12 protein-coding genes are annotated in these 16,667 nt (G+C 58.2%); 11 read left to right on the forward strand and 1 reads right to left on the reverse strand.

The genetic code is table 11. The features are described 5' to 3' along the window. Positions 1–13: 13 nt before the first annotated feature. From AC6IY8_RS04495 to AC6IY8_RS04505, 3 genes are all read left to right on the forward strand, one after another. Positions 14–253: a hypothetical protein gene (locus AC6IY8_RS04495; protein ID WP_497777503.1), complete on the forward strand. Its 240-nt coding sequence runs from the start codon at positions 14–16 to the stop codon at positions 251–253. A 569-nt stretch (positions 254–822) separates the two neighbouring features. Then, complete coding sequence (gene gdhA / locus AC6IY8_RS04500; RefSeq protein WP_497777504.1) at positions 823–2,226, forward strand: NADP-specific glutamate dehydrogenase; 1,404 nt, start codon at positions 823–825, stop codon at positions 2,224–2,226. Positions 2,227–2,439: 213 nt separating this feature from the next. Then, positions 2,440–5,499, forward strand: coding sequence for a PEP/pyruvate-binding domain-containing protein (locus AC6IY8_RS04505; protein ID WP_497777505.1), 3,060 nt, complete (start codon positions 2,440–2,442; stop codon positions 5,497–5,499). 52 nt (positions 5,500–5,551) lie between these two features. Here AC6IY8_RS04505 and AC6IY8_RS04510 read toward each other — a convergent pair whose 3' ends face one another. Beyond that, positions 5,552–6,544 (reverse strand): zinc-dependent alcohol dehydrogenase family protein, encoded by a 993-nt coding sequence (locus AC6IY8_RS04510; RefSeq protein ID WP_497777506.1) that lies wholly within the window; start codon positions 6,542–6,544, stop codon positions 5,552–5,554. A 136-nt stretch (positions 6,545–6,680) separates the two neighbouring features. Here AC6IY8_RS04510 and AC6IY8_RS04515 point away from each other — a divergent pair, with 136 nt between their 5' ends. From AC6IY8_RS04515 to AC6IY8_RS04550, 8 genes are all read left to right on the forward strand, one after another. Further along, the gene (locus AC6IY8_RS04515) at positions 6,681–7,151 is read left to right on the forward strand and encodes a cupin domain-containing protein (RefSeq protein WP_497777507.1); all 471 of its coding nucleotides are present in this window, start codon (positions 6,681–6,683) and stop codon (positions 7,149–7,151) included. Between the two features lie 345 nt (positions 7,152–7,496). Further along, complete coding sequence (locus AC6IY8_RS04520; protein ID WP_497777508.1) at positions 7,497–9,497, forward strand: alkaline phosphatase family protein; 2,001 nt, start codon at positions 7,497–7,499, stop codon at positions 9,495–9,497. 177 nt (positions 9,498–9,674) lie between these two features. Continuing rightward, the gene (gene ahcY, locus AC6IY8_RS04525) at positions 9,675–11,102 is read left to right on the forward strand and encodes an adenosylhomocysteinase (RefSeq protein ID WP_497777510.1); all 1,428 of its coding nucleotides are present in this window, start codon (positions 9,675–9,677) and stop codon (positions 11,100–11,102) included. A gap of 154 nt (positions 11,103–11,256) precedes the next feature. Beyond that, complete coding sequence (gene rfbF, locus AC6IY8_RS04530; RefSeq protein ID WP_497777511.1) at positions 11,257–12,030, forward strand: glucose-1-phosphate cytidylyltransferase; 774 nt, start codon at positions 11,257–11,259, stop codon at positions 12,028–12,030. Continuing rightward, positions 12,021–13,109, forward strand: coding sequence for a CDP-glucose 4,6-dehydratase (gene rfbG / locus AC6IY8_RS04535; RefSeq protein WP_497777513.1), 1,089 nt, complete (start codon positions 12,021–12,023; stop codon positions 13,107–13,109). The genes rfbF and rfbG overlap by 10 nt, the downstream gene beginning before the upstream one ends. Further along, complete coding sequence (gene rfbH / locus AC6IY8_RS04540) at positions 13,106–14,452, forward strand: lipopolysaccharide biosynthesis protein RfbH (RefSeq protein ID WP_497777514.1); 1,347 nt, start codon at positions 13,106–13,108, stop codon at positions 14,450–14,452. The genes rfbG and rfbH overlap by 4 nt, the downstream gene beginning before the upstream one ends. 102 nt (positions 14,453–14,554) lie before the next feature. Beyond that, entirely contained in the window at positions 14,555–14,716 is a 162-nt protein-coding gene (locus AC6IY8_RS04545) for a hypothetical protein (RefSeq protein ID WP_497777515.1), read from the forward strand. 97 nt (positions 14,717–14,813) lie between these two features. Then, entirely contained in the window at positions 14,814–16,634 is a 1,821-nt protein-coding gene (locus AC6IY8_RS04550) for an ArnT family glycosyltransferase (protein ID WP_497777516.1), read from the forward strand. Positions 16,635–16,667: the final 33 nt, after the last annotated feature.

Consider the following 16,667-nt stretch of genomic DNA (forward strand, 5'->3'; position numbering starts at 1 on the left):
GGAGAAGACATCGATGAATAATCAGCTCGCCTTTGCGTTGAAGATTTTCGTGTTTGCCATACCTCCGACGATGGTGGCTCAGTTCAGCAAGGGGCATGTCATTCTCGGGATTGCGTTAATTATTGGCTCCTTGCTCCAGGCCCTTATTCCGCCACGGAAAATGGGTCTGATGCCGATGCTCGCGATTTCAACGGCATACACTCTGGCTGCGCTTTTCTGGATGCAGTTTGGCAGCCGGTTTGTATTCAGATAACAGGTTCTTTCTAGTGCTTACGGTACAGTGAGGCCGTCTCTTTCGGGGCGGTCCTTGCTGTCTGTGGGGGTGGCGGTTCTGAGCCAGTTATTGATCTGCCCCCATTCTCCGCACGGTGATCTTACAACTTAATAGCCGCCTTAGAAGGCAGGTGCTCTTTGCGCATATTTTTCCGGCTGCTGAATCGAGCTACTCCGTGTCCTCGAGGATGGCAGCCAGACTGGGGGCATGCGCATCGGAGCAGGGGAAGAACGCAGGCCGGATCGACACCAGAAATACTTATGGTGCTATTCCGGATGCTAATCACTTGGACTGGTGATTTGCGTCATGGCGCGCATGTTCAGGTCAAGGATTTAATGCTGTTCCGGATCGAGGGTTGCGCCCTCGAAACAAGGCCTCCGGGCCAACCTTTACCCTCGTGGAAAGGTGGCACTGGATGGCGGCGGCGCAGTGCTTAAGGCTTGAGCACTCGGGATTGGCCGCTGCCTCCACCCCCTCTCTTTCGCTGATAACGGCCCGCCGGGAGCCTTCTATTTGCAACAGGTTCAAACATCCTGGAGGCGTTACACATGCCAACCGAACTAAATCTCGCAACCCCCGGATACAAGAATCCGGCAGGCTACATTGAAGAAGTCCTTGCCCAGGTGAAGGCGAAGAATCCCGCCGAACCGGAATTCCATCAGGCTGTGCAGGAAGTGCTGGAATCCCTGCGCCCCGTGCTCGACAAACATCCGGAATTTCGCTCGGCCCGCATCCTTGAGCGCATGGTGGAGCCTGAGCGCGTCATCATGTTCCGCGTGCCGTGGTTTGACGATCATGGCAACATGCAGATCAATCGCGGGTTCCGCATTCAGATGAACAATGCCATCGGGCCGTACAAGGGCGGCTTGCGGTTCCATCCGTCGGTGAATCTTGGAATTCTGAAGTTCCTGGCGTTCGAACAGGTGTTCAAGAACTCGCTGACCACGCTGCCGATGGGCGGCGGCAAGGGCGGCTCGGATTTCGATCCCAAGGGAAAGAGCGATGGCGAGGTGATGCGCTTCTGCCAGAGCTTTATGACCGAACTGCAGCGCCACATCGGTCCGGACACGGACGTGCCGGCTGGTGACATTGGCGTGGGCGGTCGCGAGATCGGCTTCCTCTTTGGGCAGTACAAGCGTCTCCGCAACGAGTTCACGGGCGTGCTCACGGGCAAGGGCCTGAACTGGGGTGGATCGCTGATTCGTCCGGAAGCGACCGGCTACGGCTGCGTGTATTACGCGCAGGAGATGCTGAAGACGCGCAAGGACTCGCTGGAAGGCAAGGTCTGCCTGGTCTCGGGCTCGGGCAATGTGGCCCAGTACACGGTGGAGAAACTGCTCGACCTGGGAGCGAAGCCGGTGACGATGTCGGATTCGAACGGCGTGATTTACGATCCGGACGGCATCGATCGCGAAAAGCTGGCGTGGGTAATGGAACTCAAGAACGTGCAGCGCGGCCGCATCAGCGATTACGCGAAGGAGTTCAAGAAGGCGATCTTCGTTCCGACGGACGTGCAGAAGGATCACAACCCACTGTGGGCGATGAAGGGCGATTGCGCCTTCCCGAGCGCCACGCAAAACGAAATCAGCCTGAAAGACGCGGAAAACCTGATCGCCAACGGATGCAAGGTGGTTTCAGAGGGCGCCAACATGCCGAGCACGCTGCCGGCAACGCGGCTGTTCCTGGAACACAAAATCCTGTACGGTCCGGCAAAGGCGGCGAACTGCGGTGGCGTTGCTACTTCCGGCCTGGAGATGGCGCAGAACAGCCAGCGCATGTCGTGGAGCCGCGAAGAGGTCGACCAGAAGCTGCACAGCATCATGGTCGAGGTACACCGGAATTGCTTCGAGACAGCCGAGAAATATGGCCAGCAAGGCAATCTGGTAGCGGGCGCGAATATCGCCGGCTTCATGAAAGTGGCCTCGGCGATGATGGATCAGGGCCTCGTGTAGGTTTGTGCGATAGGGCTGCCGTTCGGCAAAACAAGGCCTTGGCAGCATAATCTCCCGGCAGGGACGCGTGGCGCAGGGTGAGAAAACAAGCTCGCGGCGTGCGCTATCCTTGCCGGGATTGTTTTTGGAATAGAGATTTTCACATTCGCTGCTCCCCACATTCGCCAAAAGAAGGCGGATATGGGCTACCGGTGTAGGATGTTGCGCGAGACCATGCCGCCAGTCGAAAGTGCCAATGCGAAGCTGTTTGCCGATCCGGAGCGATTGTTTGAGCGCTTCGAAAACCTGATGCCGTTTCGCGTGCAGGATATTTTGCTGGTTTCGAGTTTGTATGACTCGTTCATGCTGCGCGAGGATGGGCGGCTGAACGAGCTGCTGATTGGCGAGTCGATTGAGCTGCATTTGCAGCACACGCCTGAAATCACGCATGTAAGCACGGCGGCAGAGGCGCTGGAACTTGCTCGCACACAGCCGCGCTACAACCTGATCATCTCCAATGTCCACCTGAGCGATATGGATTGTCTTGAGCTGGCGGCGGCGGTGCGCCGGGCGGGGATGGATATTCCTGTCGCGGTGCTGGCTTTTGACCTGCAGGAAGTGCAGGCGCTGATGGCGCGACATGCGCAAGATGGGCAGAAGCTGAAGGGCATTGAGCAGGTCTTTTTGTGGCAGGGAAATCCGCGGCTGCTGCTGGCCATCGTGAAGTCGGTGGAAGACCGTCGCAATGTGGCGCACGACACGCTGAAGATGAGCGTTCCTGTGGTGCTGGTAGTGGAAGACGATGTGCGCTACTACTCGGCGCTGCTGCCGGAAATCTACACGGCGCTGATTACGCAGTCGCGGCGCGTGCTGAGCGAGGGATATAACCTGGCGCACAAACTGGTGCGCATGAGGGCGCGTCCGAAGATTCTGCTGGCGCAGGATTATGAGAGCGCGATTGCGATTGTCGAGCGCTATCGCGACTACCTGTTTGGCGTGGTGTCGGACGTGGAGTTTCCGCGTGCGGGGCACCTTGATCCGGAAGCCGGATTTGAGCTGGCGAGGTTGGTGCGCAGGACGATTCCGGATATTCCGGTGGTGTTGCAATCGAGCGACTCGCAGTTTCAGGGGCGAGCCAATGCGGAGGGATTTGCGTTTCTGCGCAAGGGCTCGGACACGCTGCTGACGGACATGCGAAAGCTGCTGACGCACGAGTTTGCATTTGGCGATTTCGTGTTCAGGCTGGCGAATGGCAGGGAAGTAGGGCGGGCGAGCGATCTGGATGCGATGGAGTCGCAGTTGCGGCACATTCCGGCGGAGTCACTGATCTTTCATGGCGAGCGCAACGACATCTCGCACTGGTTGATTGCGCGCACGGAGTTGGCGCTGGCGGAGAAGCTGCGTCCGCGGCGCGTGGTGGATTTCCAGGACGCCGAGGCGCTTCGAGCACATTGCCTGCAAACGATTCGGGACTACAGGCGCGAGCAGAAGCAGGTGCTGGTAGGAGATTTCGATCCTTCGCACTTCAAGCCATCGTCGGGATACTTCCTCCGATTTGGCAGCGGCTCGCTGGGGGGCAAGGCGCGTGGTCTGACCTTTGTGCGGCATCTGCTGCACAAGTACAGCGTCAATCAGAGATTCCCAGATGTGAGAGTGGCGGTGCCGAACACGCTGGTGCTGGCGACGGATCTGTTTGAGCAGTTTCTAGCGGAGAACAATCTTGAGGCATTCGCGATTCGCTGCACGAACGACGATGAGCTGCTAAGGCGGTTTCTGGAGGCGTCGCTACCGAGGGCGTTACGCGCAGCGCTGGCGTCTTTTCTGCGGGAGACACGAGTGCCGCTGGCGGTGCGTTCTTCGAGTCTGCTGGAGGACTCGCAGTATCAGCCCTTCACGGGCGTGTATGACACATTTATGCTCGCCAACTGCGACGCGGAGCTGAATACACGGTTGGAGGAGCTGATCGAGGCGGTCAAGCGCGTGTACGCCTCGACCTACACGCAGCACGCGAAGGGATACATTCATGCGACTCCGTTCCGACTGGAAGAGGAGAAGATGGCGGTCATCATCCAGGAGGTGGTGGGGGCCGAGCATGGAACGCGCTATTATCCAGACTTCTCTGGTGTGGTGCGGTCGAGGAATTTCTATCCTTCGGAGCCGTTGCAGCCGAACGATGGCATTGCGACTGTCGCGCTAGGGTTGGGCCGCACGGTGGTGGACGGCGGCAAATCGCTGTCGTTCTGCCCACGTTATCCGCGGCACATGATCCAGTTTTCGAGCGTAGAGGACATACTGAAGAATTCGCAGACGGAGTTCATGGCGCTGGAGTTGGATGGGCACGGAGCGGCGGATGGTGTTGTGGGGAATCCCTCTGGCGCAGGTGACGCTGCGGTTGCGGCAAGAAGAGGCGTGGAGCGCGGAGCAGAACGTTTGCGCGAGCGGGCGTATCCGATCCGCATGGCGGAGAAGGATGGAACGCTGCAGTATGTCGCATCGACTTACTCTCGCGACAATGATGCAATCTACGATGGAATGAGCCGTCCCGGTGCGCGGGTCGTGACCTTTGCGCCCATCCTGAAGCATGCGATCTTCCCGCTGGCTGCGCTGCTCGAGTATCTGCAAAAGATGGGCGCGGAGGCGCTGGGGCGTCCGGTGGAGATCGAGTTTGCGGTGCGCATGGGAAACGCTACGGAGCCTTCCGAGGTTGGGTTCCTCCAGATGAGGCCGCTTATCTGCTCGCGAGCAACGGAAGACTTTGCGATCGAAGCGGCGGAGCCTACGAGCATTCTGTGCCGGAGTTCGCATGTGCTTGGCAATGGGCGCATCGAGGATCTTCGCGATTTGGTGGTGGTGGACTATGAGAGCTTCCATCGCAACGACAGCGTCGAGGTGGCGGAGATAGTGGCACGGCTGAACGCGCAACTCGTGAATGCGAACACGAATTATGTCCTGGTGGGTGTCGGACGCTGGGGATCGAAAGATCCGTGGCTCGGGATTCCTGTGACGTGGGACCAGGTGTCGGGAGCGCGCGTGATCGTCGAGACAGGGTTCCGTGATCTGCGGGTGACGCCTTCCCAAGGAAGTCACTTCTTCCAGAATCTGACGGCGTTTCGCGTGGCGTACTTCACGATTAATCCTGATCTTGGGGAAGGCATTGTGGATTGGGAGTGGATGGCGCAGCAGCCTGCTGTGGAACAGTTCGGCGTGGTACGCCATATACGGCTGGAACGCCCGCTGACGGTGCTGATCAGTGGGGCGCGGGGCGTAGGCGTCATCCTGAAGCCAGGCTTGTAGTTGACCCACACTCGCCAGTGAGGCGAATGTGGGACAACTCATGGAGTTCACGTCACGCGACCTTGATGACGATCTTTCCTACCTGCGCGTTGGATTCCAAATACCTGAACGCATCGATTGCTTCTGAGAATGGGAAGACCTTGGCTACCTTGGGGCGGAAGCGTCCGTCGGCAAGGCGGTCGTAGATGTATTTCTTGGCGATGGCGAGTTCCTCAGGGTTTTGCGTGACCTCCATGATGGAGTAACCGCGGATTGAGAGCCCCTTCGGGAGGGCGATGGTCAGCGGAAATGGTGTGGGCTGCATGGAGAGCGAACCGTACTCGAAGATGATTCCGCCGGGCGCTGCGGCCTCGGCAAGTTTTTCTACAAAGGGGCCAGAGATAGGATCAAAGGTGACGCGAACGCCTTTGCCTCCGGTGATCTCGTTGACGCGTGCTACGTAGTCCTCTTCTTCAGTGGCAATGACGTGATTAGCTCCGAGTGAGAGCAACTCGTCACGCTTGGCGCTGGTGCGGGTGGTGGCGATGGAGATGGCGCCTTCGGCTTTGGCAATTTCGAGGGCAGCAATGCCGACGCTACTGGAGGCGGCGGGAATGACGACGTAGTCGCCTCGGGTCAGATGCGCGATGGGGATGAGAGCTCCGTAGGCGGTCAGGTATTGCATCCAGATGGCGGCGGCTTCTTCGGAGGAGAGCTTGGGCGGGTATTCGCCGAGGGCGTACACGGGGGCGAGCACTCCTTCGCCGAGCATGCCGTATTGGTTCATGGAGAATGAAGGGATGGTCGCGACCGATTTGCCGACCCAGGATTGATCCACGTCGGGACCTACGGCTTCGACCACACCGGCGGCCTCGTATCCGATGCCGGTCGGAAGTTTGGGGCGGTCAAGATACTTGCCACGGTAGAACAGAGCTTCGGCGCGATTGAGCCCCACGGCTTTCACGCGCAGGCGAACTTCGCCCCGGCCGGGCTGGGGCGTGGATTCCTCGACGAAGGTCAGAACTTCAGGGCCGCCGAGCTTATCAAAACGAACGATCTTAGGCATAAGGATTTCGATCTCCTAGCATTTAGATCACGGGAATGCTGGTGGCGATTCTTGTTGTGCAATGCCCATCGCGGAGTGCGTCGTGGGGCGAGTGCAAGTCATCTAAGTTCGTGCGCAAGACGATTGCGCAACACATATGAGCGACGCACAGAGCAATCATCCTGATTGGGAAAAGAACGGGATCCGAATTGTCCACGCGAATGAGTTGGACATGAATACGCCGCAGACTCCGGGCATGACGCGGGCAGCGGCGATTACGCATGCAAGGGCGGGGGCGCAAAAGCTGTGGGCGGGAACGGTGGTTGTACAGCCGGCGGCTCGCACTGGACCGCATCATCATGGGGAACTGGAGACGGTGCTGTACATCGTCCGGGGGAGAGCGAGGTTTCGCTGGGGAGAGCGGCTGGAGTTTGTGGCCGAAGCGGGGCCGGGCGACTTTATCTTCGTACCGCCGTACGTTCCGCATCAGGAACTGAACGCGACCAAGGATCAGCCGGTGGAGGCAGTGATTGTGCGCAGCGGGCAAGAGCCGATCGTGGTGAATCTGCCGATTGAGACGCCGGAACCAGCCGTGGACGAGTCGTGGGAGGATCCGTTCCATTCGTGAGCGAGAATCTTGCAGCCAAAGCTCTCGATTCACGTAATTTCAATAGTGCCGTCATCAGCAGTTAACTTTAGAAGGCTATACCTCCAGCAACGGTTGTGGTGCTCCAAGGAGTTGCAAGAGTCCGCGAAGGAGCCCCCACGCTGGAGGTTGTGCATGCGTTTGCCCGAATGTCTCCTGTTTCTACTGCCGTTGCCTCTAACCCATCTGATTCGAATCGATCCTGCAAATAGCCAGAGCTGAATCTTGTTGCGCACCTTGCGCCGAGATCGGCGCCGAGGTGTGCCTCCCAGAACAGGCTGTAATTACCGGGCTAGACATTTGTCTCGCCTGCAAGGAGCGTAAGGAATGAAGAAGCCAGCACTGGTCTCTTTTGTGCTTGTGTTGTGTGTATCTGCCGTAATCAACGTTGCGGCCCAGAGTGTGAGCAGCGGAAGTAAGGCCGCTCAGCGAAACGTGATCATATTTGTCGCGGATGGGTTGAGGCCGGGATCGGTGAACGCGACCGACGCTCCTACGCTGCTGAGTGTGAGGCAAAACGGGGTGTACTTCGCAAACAGCCACTCGATGTTTCCGACGTTTACTACTGCGAATGCGGCGTCGATTGCTACAGGGCATTACATCGGCGATACGGGAGATTTCAGCAATACGTTGTACTCGGGGTATCCGGTGTTTAATACCGGGAACTTTGGGTTGGCGCCGGGGACGGTCACTCCGTTTGTGGAGAACGATCAGATTCTGGGTGATCTCGACGAGCACTACAACGGCAATTATCTAAATGAGGAAACGCTGTTGAGTCTCGCTCGCCGTGCGGGGTACAACACGGCAGCGATTGGCAAGCTCGGTCCGGTGGCGATTCAGGATGCGTCGCAGGTGGACCCAGTATCGAAGGCTTTTGTCGTGCCGAAGACGGTCATCATCGACGACGCAACGGGATCGGCTTCCGGTGTGCCTTTGAGTGCGCAGATTGCAGCGGCGCTGACGAGTGCAGGGCTGGGAATGGTTCCGACCCCGCGCAATCAGCCCTCGGGCAACAACACGACTCCCGGGACGCTAAGTGCCAATCTCGGACAGCAGCAGTGGTTTGTGGATGCAACGACAAAGGCGGTGCTGCCGACGTTTGCACAAAACGGAAAGCCTTTCGCGCTGGTATATTGGTCGCGCGATCCGGATGGCTCGCAGCACAATCAGGGCGACAGCCTGAACAAGCTGGTGCCGGGCATCAACGGTCCGACCTCGAAAGCAGCGATCAAGAATGCCGACAACAACCTAAAGCAGATTCTCGATTACATCAGCAGCAATCCGGTGCTGGCGGCAAATACCGACGTGTTTGTCACGGCGGACCACGGGTTTGCGACGATCAGCAAGCACGAGGTGGATGCGCAGGGCACGACGACGAAAAGCTACGCGGCTTCGTTCATCTACAAAACCACGGCTGGAGTGCAGGAGGTAAATACCGGGTTCCTGCCGGTGGGCTTCTTGGCGATTGATCTGGCACACATGCTCGGACTGCCGCTATACGATCCGGATAACCAGATATCGGTGAATGGGAGCAAGGTGTATGAGCCGGTAGATCCGACCGTGCCGCAGCAGACGGCGACGGTGCGACAGCATCCGGCGAGCGGCGATGGGTTGATTGGCGGGACGGGCACGATCCTGGACCAGACGGATGCCAAGGTGGTTGTCGCTGCAAACGGCGGTTCAGACCTGATCTATGTGCCGGATCACGACTACAACACGGTGCGCAAGATTGTGGCGTTCCTGTCGGGCCAGGACTATGTCGGCGGATTGTTTGTGGATGACAGCTTTGGCAAGGTGCCGGGGGCGCTGCCGCTGAGCACAATTGGGCTGGTGGGTTCGGCGAAGCTGCCGACGCCCTCCATCGCTGTGAATTTCAAGACCTTTGCTCTGGATGCGCAGAACCCGCTGATGACCGCCGTTCAGATTGCAGACTCGTCGCTGCAGGAAGGGCAGGGCATGCACGGAACTCTGAGCCGCGACAACACGTTCAACAACATGGCCGCGATCGGGCCGGACTTCAAGAAGGGCTACGTTGACCAATTGCCGGTGAGCAATGCGGATGTCTCAAGGACACTGGCCCATATCCTGGGCTGGAGCTTCACGGATAACGGGAACCTCCAGGGGCGCGTCGTGAACGAGGCGCTTGCGGCGAATAGTGGAAAGGCAGAGCCGACTTCGGAGCGCAGAGTGCAGGTTTCAGCTCCGACGGCAAACGGCAAAGTGTCGGTGCTGGTCTGGCAGAAGCATGGGCAGCAGGAGTATTTCGACACGGCTTGCCTGGTGGATGCGAAGTTGGCAGGGGCGCAGAGCGAAAACCCTTGTCAATGAGGAGTTTGCCCCGTCGTTGGGCGATCGCCACGGGCCGATTAAGAGCGGCCCGAATTTTTTAGGCTAAGGCGTATGACAAAGGACGGCTTGGCTATCCTGCAACCTATCCGCAAACTGGGTTGGACGTTATAATGTAAGTAACTACTTAGTGCACAGAATCCGCTGGAGGATATTTCTTTGGGATCACAGCTCACGCCAGTTCTTACCGATTTTAAGGTTGCCGACCTTTCGCTCGCCGAGTGGGGCCGCAAGGAGATCTCCATCGCGGAAGCCGAGATGCCGGGCCTGATGGCAATCCGCCGCAAATACTCGGCTGAGAAGCCGTTACAGGGCGTTCGCATCACGGGATCGCTGCATATGACGATTCAGACGGCGGTGCTGATCGAAACCTTGGTTGAACTTGGCGCAGACGTGCGCTGGGCGAGCTGCAACATCTTCTCCACCCAGGATCATGCCGCGGCGGCCATCGCCGTGACGGGGGTTCCGGTGTTTGCCTGGAAGGGCGAGTCGCTGGAAGAGTACTGGGAATGCACGTACAAGGCGATCAGCCATCCTGATGGCAAAGGGCCGCAGTTGGTGGTGGACGACGGCGGCGATGTCACGCTGCTGATCCACAAGGGATATGAGCTGGAAAACGGCTCGGACTGGGTGAATTCGGCATCGAACTCGCACGAAGAGAAGGTCATCAAGGACCTGCTGAAGAAGATCTATGCGGAAAATCCGCAGCGCTGGCATCAGTTGGTGGCCGAGTGGCGCGGCGTCTCGGAAGAGACGACGACTGGCGTGCATCGCCTGTACCAGATGAAGGAGAAGGGCACGCTGCTGGTTCCGGCGATCAATGTCAACGACTCGGTGACAAAGTCGAAGTTCGACAACCTGTATGGCTGCCGCGAATCGCTGGCGGACGGCATCAAGCGCGCGACCGACGTAATGATGGCAGGCAAGGTGGCCGTGATCTGCGGATATGGCGATGTGGGCAAGGGCTCTTCGCAATCGCTGCGCGGCATGGGCGCCCGAGTGATCGTGACGGAAGTCGATCCGATCAACGCGCTGCAAGCGGCGATGGCGGGATACCAGGTGACGACAGTGGAAGACACGCTGGGTACGGGAGACATTTACGTCACCTGCACCGGCAACGTGGACATCATCACGTTCGAGCACATGGCGCGCATGAAGGATCAGGCGATTGTGTGCAATATCGGCCACTTCGATAACGAAATCGAGGTCGATCGGCTGAACAACGCTCCGGGCGTGAGGCGCACGAATATCAAGCCGCAGGTGGATATGTACACCTTCCCGGATGGCCACTCGATTTTCCTGCTGGCCGAGGGAAGACTGGTGAACCTGGGCTGCGCGACCGGACATCCGAGCTTCGTGATGTCAAATAGCTTCTCGAACCAGACGCTGGCGCAGATCGATCTTTGGAAGAACCGCGACAGCTACGCGGTGGATGTGTACACGCTGCCGAAGCATCTGGATGAAGAAGTGGCTCGGTTGCACCTGGAAAAGATTGGCGCCAAGCTGACGACGCTTTCGCAGAAACAGGCTGATTACATTGGAGTGCAGGTGACAGGACCGTACAAGCCTGACACGTATCGTTACTAACAATCGGCGCGGACGAGTGCCGCAAATTGTGGTGAAGTGAATTCACGGAGTCAGGCGGGCCGTATGGCTACGGCGCCCCTGGCTCCGTTTTTAGTGGGCGCGAACTGGAGCGACTGGTGTTACGATTCAGGAATTCTCGAACGTTAGAGGGCCTATGAAGGCAGTGATCCTGGCGGGTGGCCTTGGCAGCCGCCTGAGCGAAGAAACAACCCAGCGCCCAAAACCGATGGTGGAAGTCGGCGGCTTCCCGATGCTGTGGCACGTGATGAAGATCTATTCGACCTATGGCGTGAACGATTTCATCATTTGCCTGGGATACAAGGGATACTTCATCAAGGAATACTTCGCCAACTATTACCTGCACTCCTCGGACGTCACCTTCGATCTCGAAAAGAACACGATGAAGGTGCACAAGCACTTCGGAGAGCCGTGGCGCGTGACGCTGATCGATACGGGCGGGGAAACGCAGACTGGCGGGCGAATCAAGCGCATACTGCCGCACGTGAAGGATGACGATTGCTTCCTGATGACCTATGGCGATGGCGTTGCTGATGTGGATATTCGGCGCACAATCGAGTTCCACAATCAGCATGGGAAGCTGGCGACGTTGACGGCGGTACAACCGGCGGGACGTTTCGGATCGCTGATAATGAAGGGTAATGCCGTTGAGGACTTCCAGGAGAAGCCGGCGGGAGATGGGCAATGGATCAATGGCGGTTTTTTCGTGCTCTCGCCGAAGGTGGGCGAGTATATCGATGGCGATCAAACCGCATTTGAGCAGGATTCGCTGAAGCGAATCGCCAAAGCCGGTGAGCTGCGGGCGTTTCATCATCGTGGGTTCTGGCAGCCGATGGATACTTTGCGGGACAAAAATCATCTGGAAGGGCTGTGGGCTGGCGGAAACGCGCCGTGGAAGATATGGACATAAACTTCTGGAAATCGCGAAGGGTATTCGTCACCGGGCACACGGGCTTCAAGGGAAGCTGGCTCGCGATGTGGCTGCTCTCGATGGGCGCGAAGGTGTGCGGGTATGCGCTGGAGCCTCCGAGCACTCCAAGCTTGTATGAGCTATTGAAGCTGGACGGCGAGTTGCAATCAGTGCGCGGAGATGTTCGCGATTTGGCGTTGATGGATCGCGCGATGCGGGAGTTCGCGCCGGATGTGGTGATACACATGGCAGCGCAGCCTCTGGTGCGGCTGTCCTATCAGGAACCGGTTGAGACCTACGCAGTCAATGTCCTGGGCACAGTTCACGTGCTGGATGTGGTGCGGAGGACGCCAAGCGTTCGGGCAGTGGTGGTTGTCACCAGTGACAAATGTTATGAAAACCAGGAGTGGCACTGGCCCTATCGCGAATCGGAACCGATGGGCGGCCATGATCCCTATAGCAACAGCAAGGGGTGTGCGGAACTGGTGACAGCGGCGTATCGCAGTTCGTTTTTTGCTCCTGCTGGCGAGGTTGCGGTGGCTTCGGCAAGGGCGGGAAACGTGATTGGCGGAGGCGACTGGGCTCTGGATCGGCTGGTGCCGGACATCATGCGAGCCTGGGGCAGCGGGGAAGTGGCAGGGGTTCGAAATCCTGATGCGGTGCGGCCATGGCAACATGTGCTGGAGCCGCTGTCGGGTTATCTGGAAGTGGCCGAGCGTTTGTTTGCCGATGGGCAGGGGTATGCTGAGGCTTGGAATTTCGGGCCTTCGGACTCGGATGCGCGCACGGTGGGCGAGTTGGTCAGCTATCTCTCGAAGCAATGGGGAGACGGCGCGACTTGGCGGATCATCCAAGAGGAAAACGCGAAACACGAAGCACACCTGCTGAAGCTGGATTCATCGAAGGCGCGATCGCGTCTGGGTTGGGCTCCGCGATGGAGCTTTGATGAGACACTGGCGCACACGGCAGAGTGGTACCGGGAGTTTTATGCCGGGGGCGATATGCGGGCCTGCACGCTTGAGCAGATCGAGTTGTATGTGAGCAAGAAAAGTCAAAAGTCATCGGATGTGAGTGCATGACACAAGAAGAACTACGCCAGCAGATCTTTAAGCTTGTAACCGAATATACGAATCAGCGCCACGCTCCGAAAAGTTTCGTCGCGGGAGAAAGCGTGATTCCGCCGTCGGGCAAGGTGTTTGGGGCTGAAGAGGTTTGCAACGCCGTGGATGCGGCGTTGGATTTCTGGCTGACGACAGGACGCTTCAATGCGGAGTTTGAGCGCAAGCTGGCGCAATTCCTGGGCAGTCGCTGGGCCGTAACGACGAACTCGGGTTCTTCGGCGAACCTGCTGGCGATCGCGGCGCTGACTTCTCCGAAGCTGGGAGAACGAGCACTGCGCGCGGGCGATGAGGTCATCACCGTTGCGGCAGGGTTCCCCACGACGGTGAATCCGATGGTGCAGTACGGGCTTGTGCCCGTGTTCGTCGATGTTGAGATTCCGACGTACAACATCAAGGTGGATCAGATCGAGGCGGCGGTCAGCGAAAAGACCAAGGCGATCATGGTTGCGCACACGCTGGGAAATCCGTTCAATGTGGCGGAAGTGCTCAGGATTGCGAGAAAGCACAATCTCTGGCTAATTGAGGACTGTTGCGACGCTCTGGGCGCGAAGTTCGACGGCCAGATGGTTGGGACATTTGGCGATATCGGCACGTTGAGCTTCTATCCGGCTCACCACATTACGATGGGCGAGGGTGGAGCGGTTTTCTCCAACAATAACGAACTCAAGGTGCTTGTAGAGTCGTTCCGCGACTGGGGTAGGGACTGCTGGTGCGATCCCGGCAAGGATGGCACGTGTGGAAAGCGCTTCCAGTGGCAATTGGGGGATCTGCCCGCGGGTTACGATCACAAATACGTGTACTCGCACGTGGGCTACAACCTGAAGATCACGGACTTCCAGGCCGCGGTGGGATTGGCGCAGATGGCTCGAGTCGAGGAATTCATCGCGAAGCGGCGTGAGAACTATGCGTACCTCTATCAGGCGATGAAGCCGTACGAGGAATTTCTCATGCTGCCAGAGCCTACACCGAATTCGGAGCCGTCGTGGTTTGGATTTACGCTCACGGTGAAAGATGATGCTCTGTTTTCCAGGCTGGAACTCCTGAAGTTTTACGACGAAAACAAGATTGGCAGCCGGCTTCTGTTTTCCGGAAATATCACTCGGCAGCCTGCGTACAAAGACGTGCAATATCGGGTTTCGGGACCGCTGAAGAACACTGACACGATCATGAACCAGACCTTCTGGATTGGCGTGTATCCGGGGATCACGAAGGAGATGATGGACTTTGTGGCCGAGCGCACGGGTGCCTTCATCAAAGCGGCTCAACAGCGGAAGGCGAAGGATTACGTAGCTGTGCAATGAGCCGCTTGCTCTGCAGCACCAGCCCAGGTGATTTGCGTCACGGCAAGCGATTGCGGCTCCGGTTCTAATTTGTTTCGGTCGCAATCGGAGGTTCTTATGCTGGTGATGGAAGACGATGCCGCAGTTATGCTGGTATGCGAGCTGTGCGGGGGACCGATCCTGCCGGGGCAGCCATATATCTCCCATGATGAAGCCGCGGTTCACTCCGAATCGGCGGATTGCGACCCGGACGAAGGCTGGAACCCCCACATGGATGTGGAGTAATCCGAACTACTCGATTCCATCGCGACTCGTGGATTGCGGGCAGCGCGAGGTACGAAGCTGGTAGGATGGGAACGAACCTTCTTACGGGAAATATGACTTGGACGTTCTAACCACTCGTTCATCGCGCAGGCTTGCCTGGACCGCGGTTTTCGTTTTATTCCTTGCTGTCTATCTCGGCTCCGCTTTCTCTCCTGCCTTACAGGACGACGTAGATACCTCACATGCCGAAGCCGCCCGCGAGATGAACTTGCGCGGCGATTACGTCACATTGCACATCAATGGCGTGCGCTACCTGGAAAAAGCGCCGCTGATGTACTGGATGGTAGCGGGGTGCTATCGCATCTTCGGCGTAAATGAATTTGCCACGCGGCTGCCCACAATCACGGCAATGTTCCTGCTGGTTTTGCTTGGGATGCATTGGGGGCAGCGGGCCTTTGGACAGCGCGCAGGATTGTATGCGGGGCTTTTCACCGCGACGGGAGCCGGGTGCTATCTCTTTACCCGCGTGATGATTCCGGAGGCGATCCTCAGCCTGCTGATTGCCACGGCATTCTACTGCTTTGTCGCGGCGCTGGATCGGAAAGGCGCACGGTGGGAGTGGTACGCCGGGTACGTGCTGCTGGCTTTGGCCGTGCTGACCAAGGGACTGCTGGCGCTGGTGGTGATTGGACTGACGCTCCCGGTGTATCTGGCGATCACCGGAGAATGGCGGCGGTGGCGGGAGTTCCATGTCGGCTCGGGGTTGCTGCTGTTTGTGGTGATTGCAGCGCCGTGGCACATCCTGGCAGGGCTGCGGAATCCGGCGGTTGGCGATCATCACGGCTTCTTCTGGTTCTATTTCGTTAACGAACACATTTTGCGCTTCCTCGGGAAGCGCGTGCCGAAGGACTACAACAAGCTCCCGGGATATCTCTACTGGACGCTGCACCTGGTCTGGCTGTTCCCGTGGAGCGTGTATCTGCCGCTGGCGGTGCGCAGGCTTTGGGCTGATTTCAAACAGTCGCGGAGTGAGCAGAAGCCGCTGGATTTCCGTACCCGCACCCGCTGGATCTGCGTGCTGTGGGCCTCGGTAACGCTGCTGTTCTTCTCTCTGTCCACCAATCAGGAGTACTACACGTTTCCGGCGTATCTGGCGATGTTTCTGCTGCTGGGCGCGGCCGTGTCCGGAGAAGAGCGGGACGTGGAAACGACAGGGGCCAGGCAGAGCTGGCTGCTCGCAACCTCGGCGGTCAGCGTGGTGGTTCGGGTGGCGTTTGCGATGGTGCTGATTGCCGGGCTGTGGTCTTCAAGGCGTCTGCCCTTTGTGCCTGATATTGGCGACGTGCTGGCGCAGACGAACCTGGAGAACGACACGCTCTCGATGGGGCATGCGCTCGACCTTACAGGCGAGTCTTTCGCGGCATTGAGGCTTCCTGCTGTTCTGGCGGTGATTGCATTGCTGTTTGGGTCGTTGACGGAGATTTTCCTGAGGCTGAAACGGAAGAACTTTGCCGCGAACTGGGCACTGGCCGTGACGATGACCATCTTCCTGACGGCGGCGCATGTGGCGCTGATCCGGTTCGACCCGTATCTCAGCTCGCGCAATCTGGCGGCAAAGATCGAACAGCAGGTAAAGCCGGAAGACAAGGTACTGATCTATGGGGACCAGTCGTTTGGCTCATCGATTGTGTTCTATTTGCATCATTCAGTGGAACTGGTGAATGGGCGCAGCACCTCGATGTGGTTCGGATCGACGTTCCCGGACGCGCCACGTATCTTCCTTGAGGATCAGGACCTGGTGCGGTTATGGAATTCGGATATTCGGGTTTTTCTGTTCGTGCCGGATTTTCAGCAGAAGAAAGTGAATGGATTACTGGGGCAGAAGAAGCGCGTGTACGCTTCGAGTTCAGGCAAGATCGTTTACGTCAACCGCGATTGACGCGTTGGCGGGCTAGAGCAGCAAGGCGGACCA

The sequence above is a fragment of the Koromonas soli genome, from assembly GCF_059726265.1.

Coding starts and splice junctions, on each gene's coding strand:
- AC6IY8_RS04495 (WP_497777503.1), top strand. CDS start 14: ATGAATAATCAGCTCGCCTTTGCGTTGAAGATTTTCGTGTTTGCCATA.
- gdhA (WP_497777504.1), top strand. CDS start 823: ATGCCAACCGAACTAAATCTCGCAACCCCCGGATACAAGAATCCGGCA.
- AC6IY8_RS04505 (WP_497777505.1), top strand. CDS start 2,440: ATGCCGCCAGTCGAAAGTGCCAATGCGAAGCTGTTTGCCGATCCGGAG.
- AC6IY8_RS04510 (WP_497777506.1), bottom strand. CDS start 6,544: ATGCCTAAGATCGTTCGTTTTGATAAGCTCGGCGGCCCTGAAGTTCTG.
- AC6IY8_RS04515 (WP_497777507.1), top strand. CDS start 6,681: ATGAGCGACGCACAGAGCAATCATCCTGATTGGGAAAAGAACGGGATC.
- AC6IY8_RS04520 (WP_497777508.1), top strand. CDS start 7,497: ATGAAGAAGCCAGCACTGGTCTCTTTTGTGCTTGTGTTGTGTGTATCT.
- rfbF (WP_497777511.1), top strand. CDS start 11,257: ATGAAGGCAGTGATCCTGGCGGGTGGCCTTGGCAGCCGCCTGAGCGAA.
- rfbG (WP_497777513.1), top strand. CDS start 12,021: ATGGACATAAACTTCTGGAAATCGCGAAGGGTATTCGTCACCGGGCAC.
- rfbH (WP_497777514.1), top strand. CDS start 13,106: ATGACACAAGAAGAACTACGCCAGCAGATCTTTAAGCTTGTAACCGAA.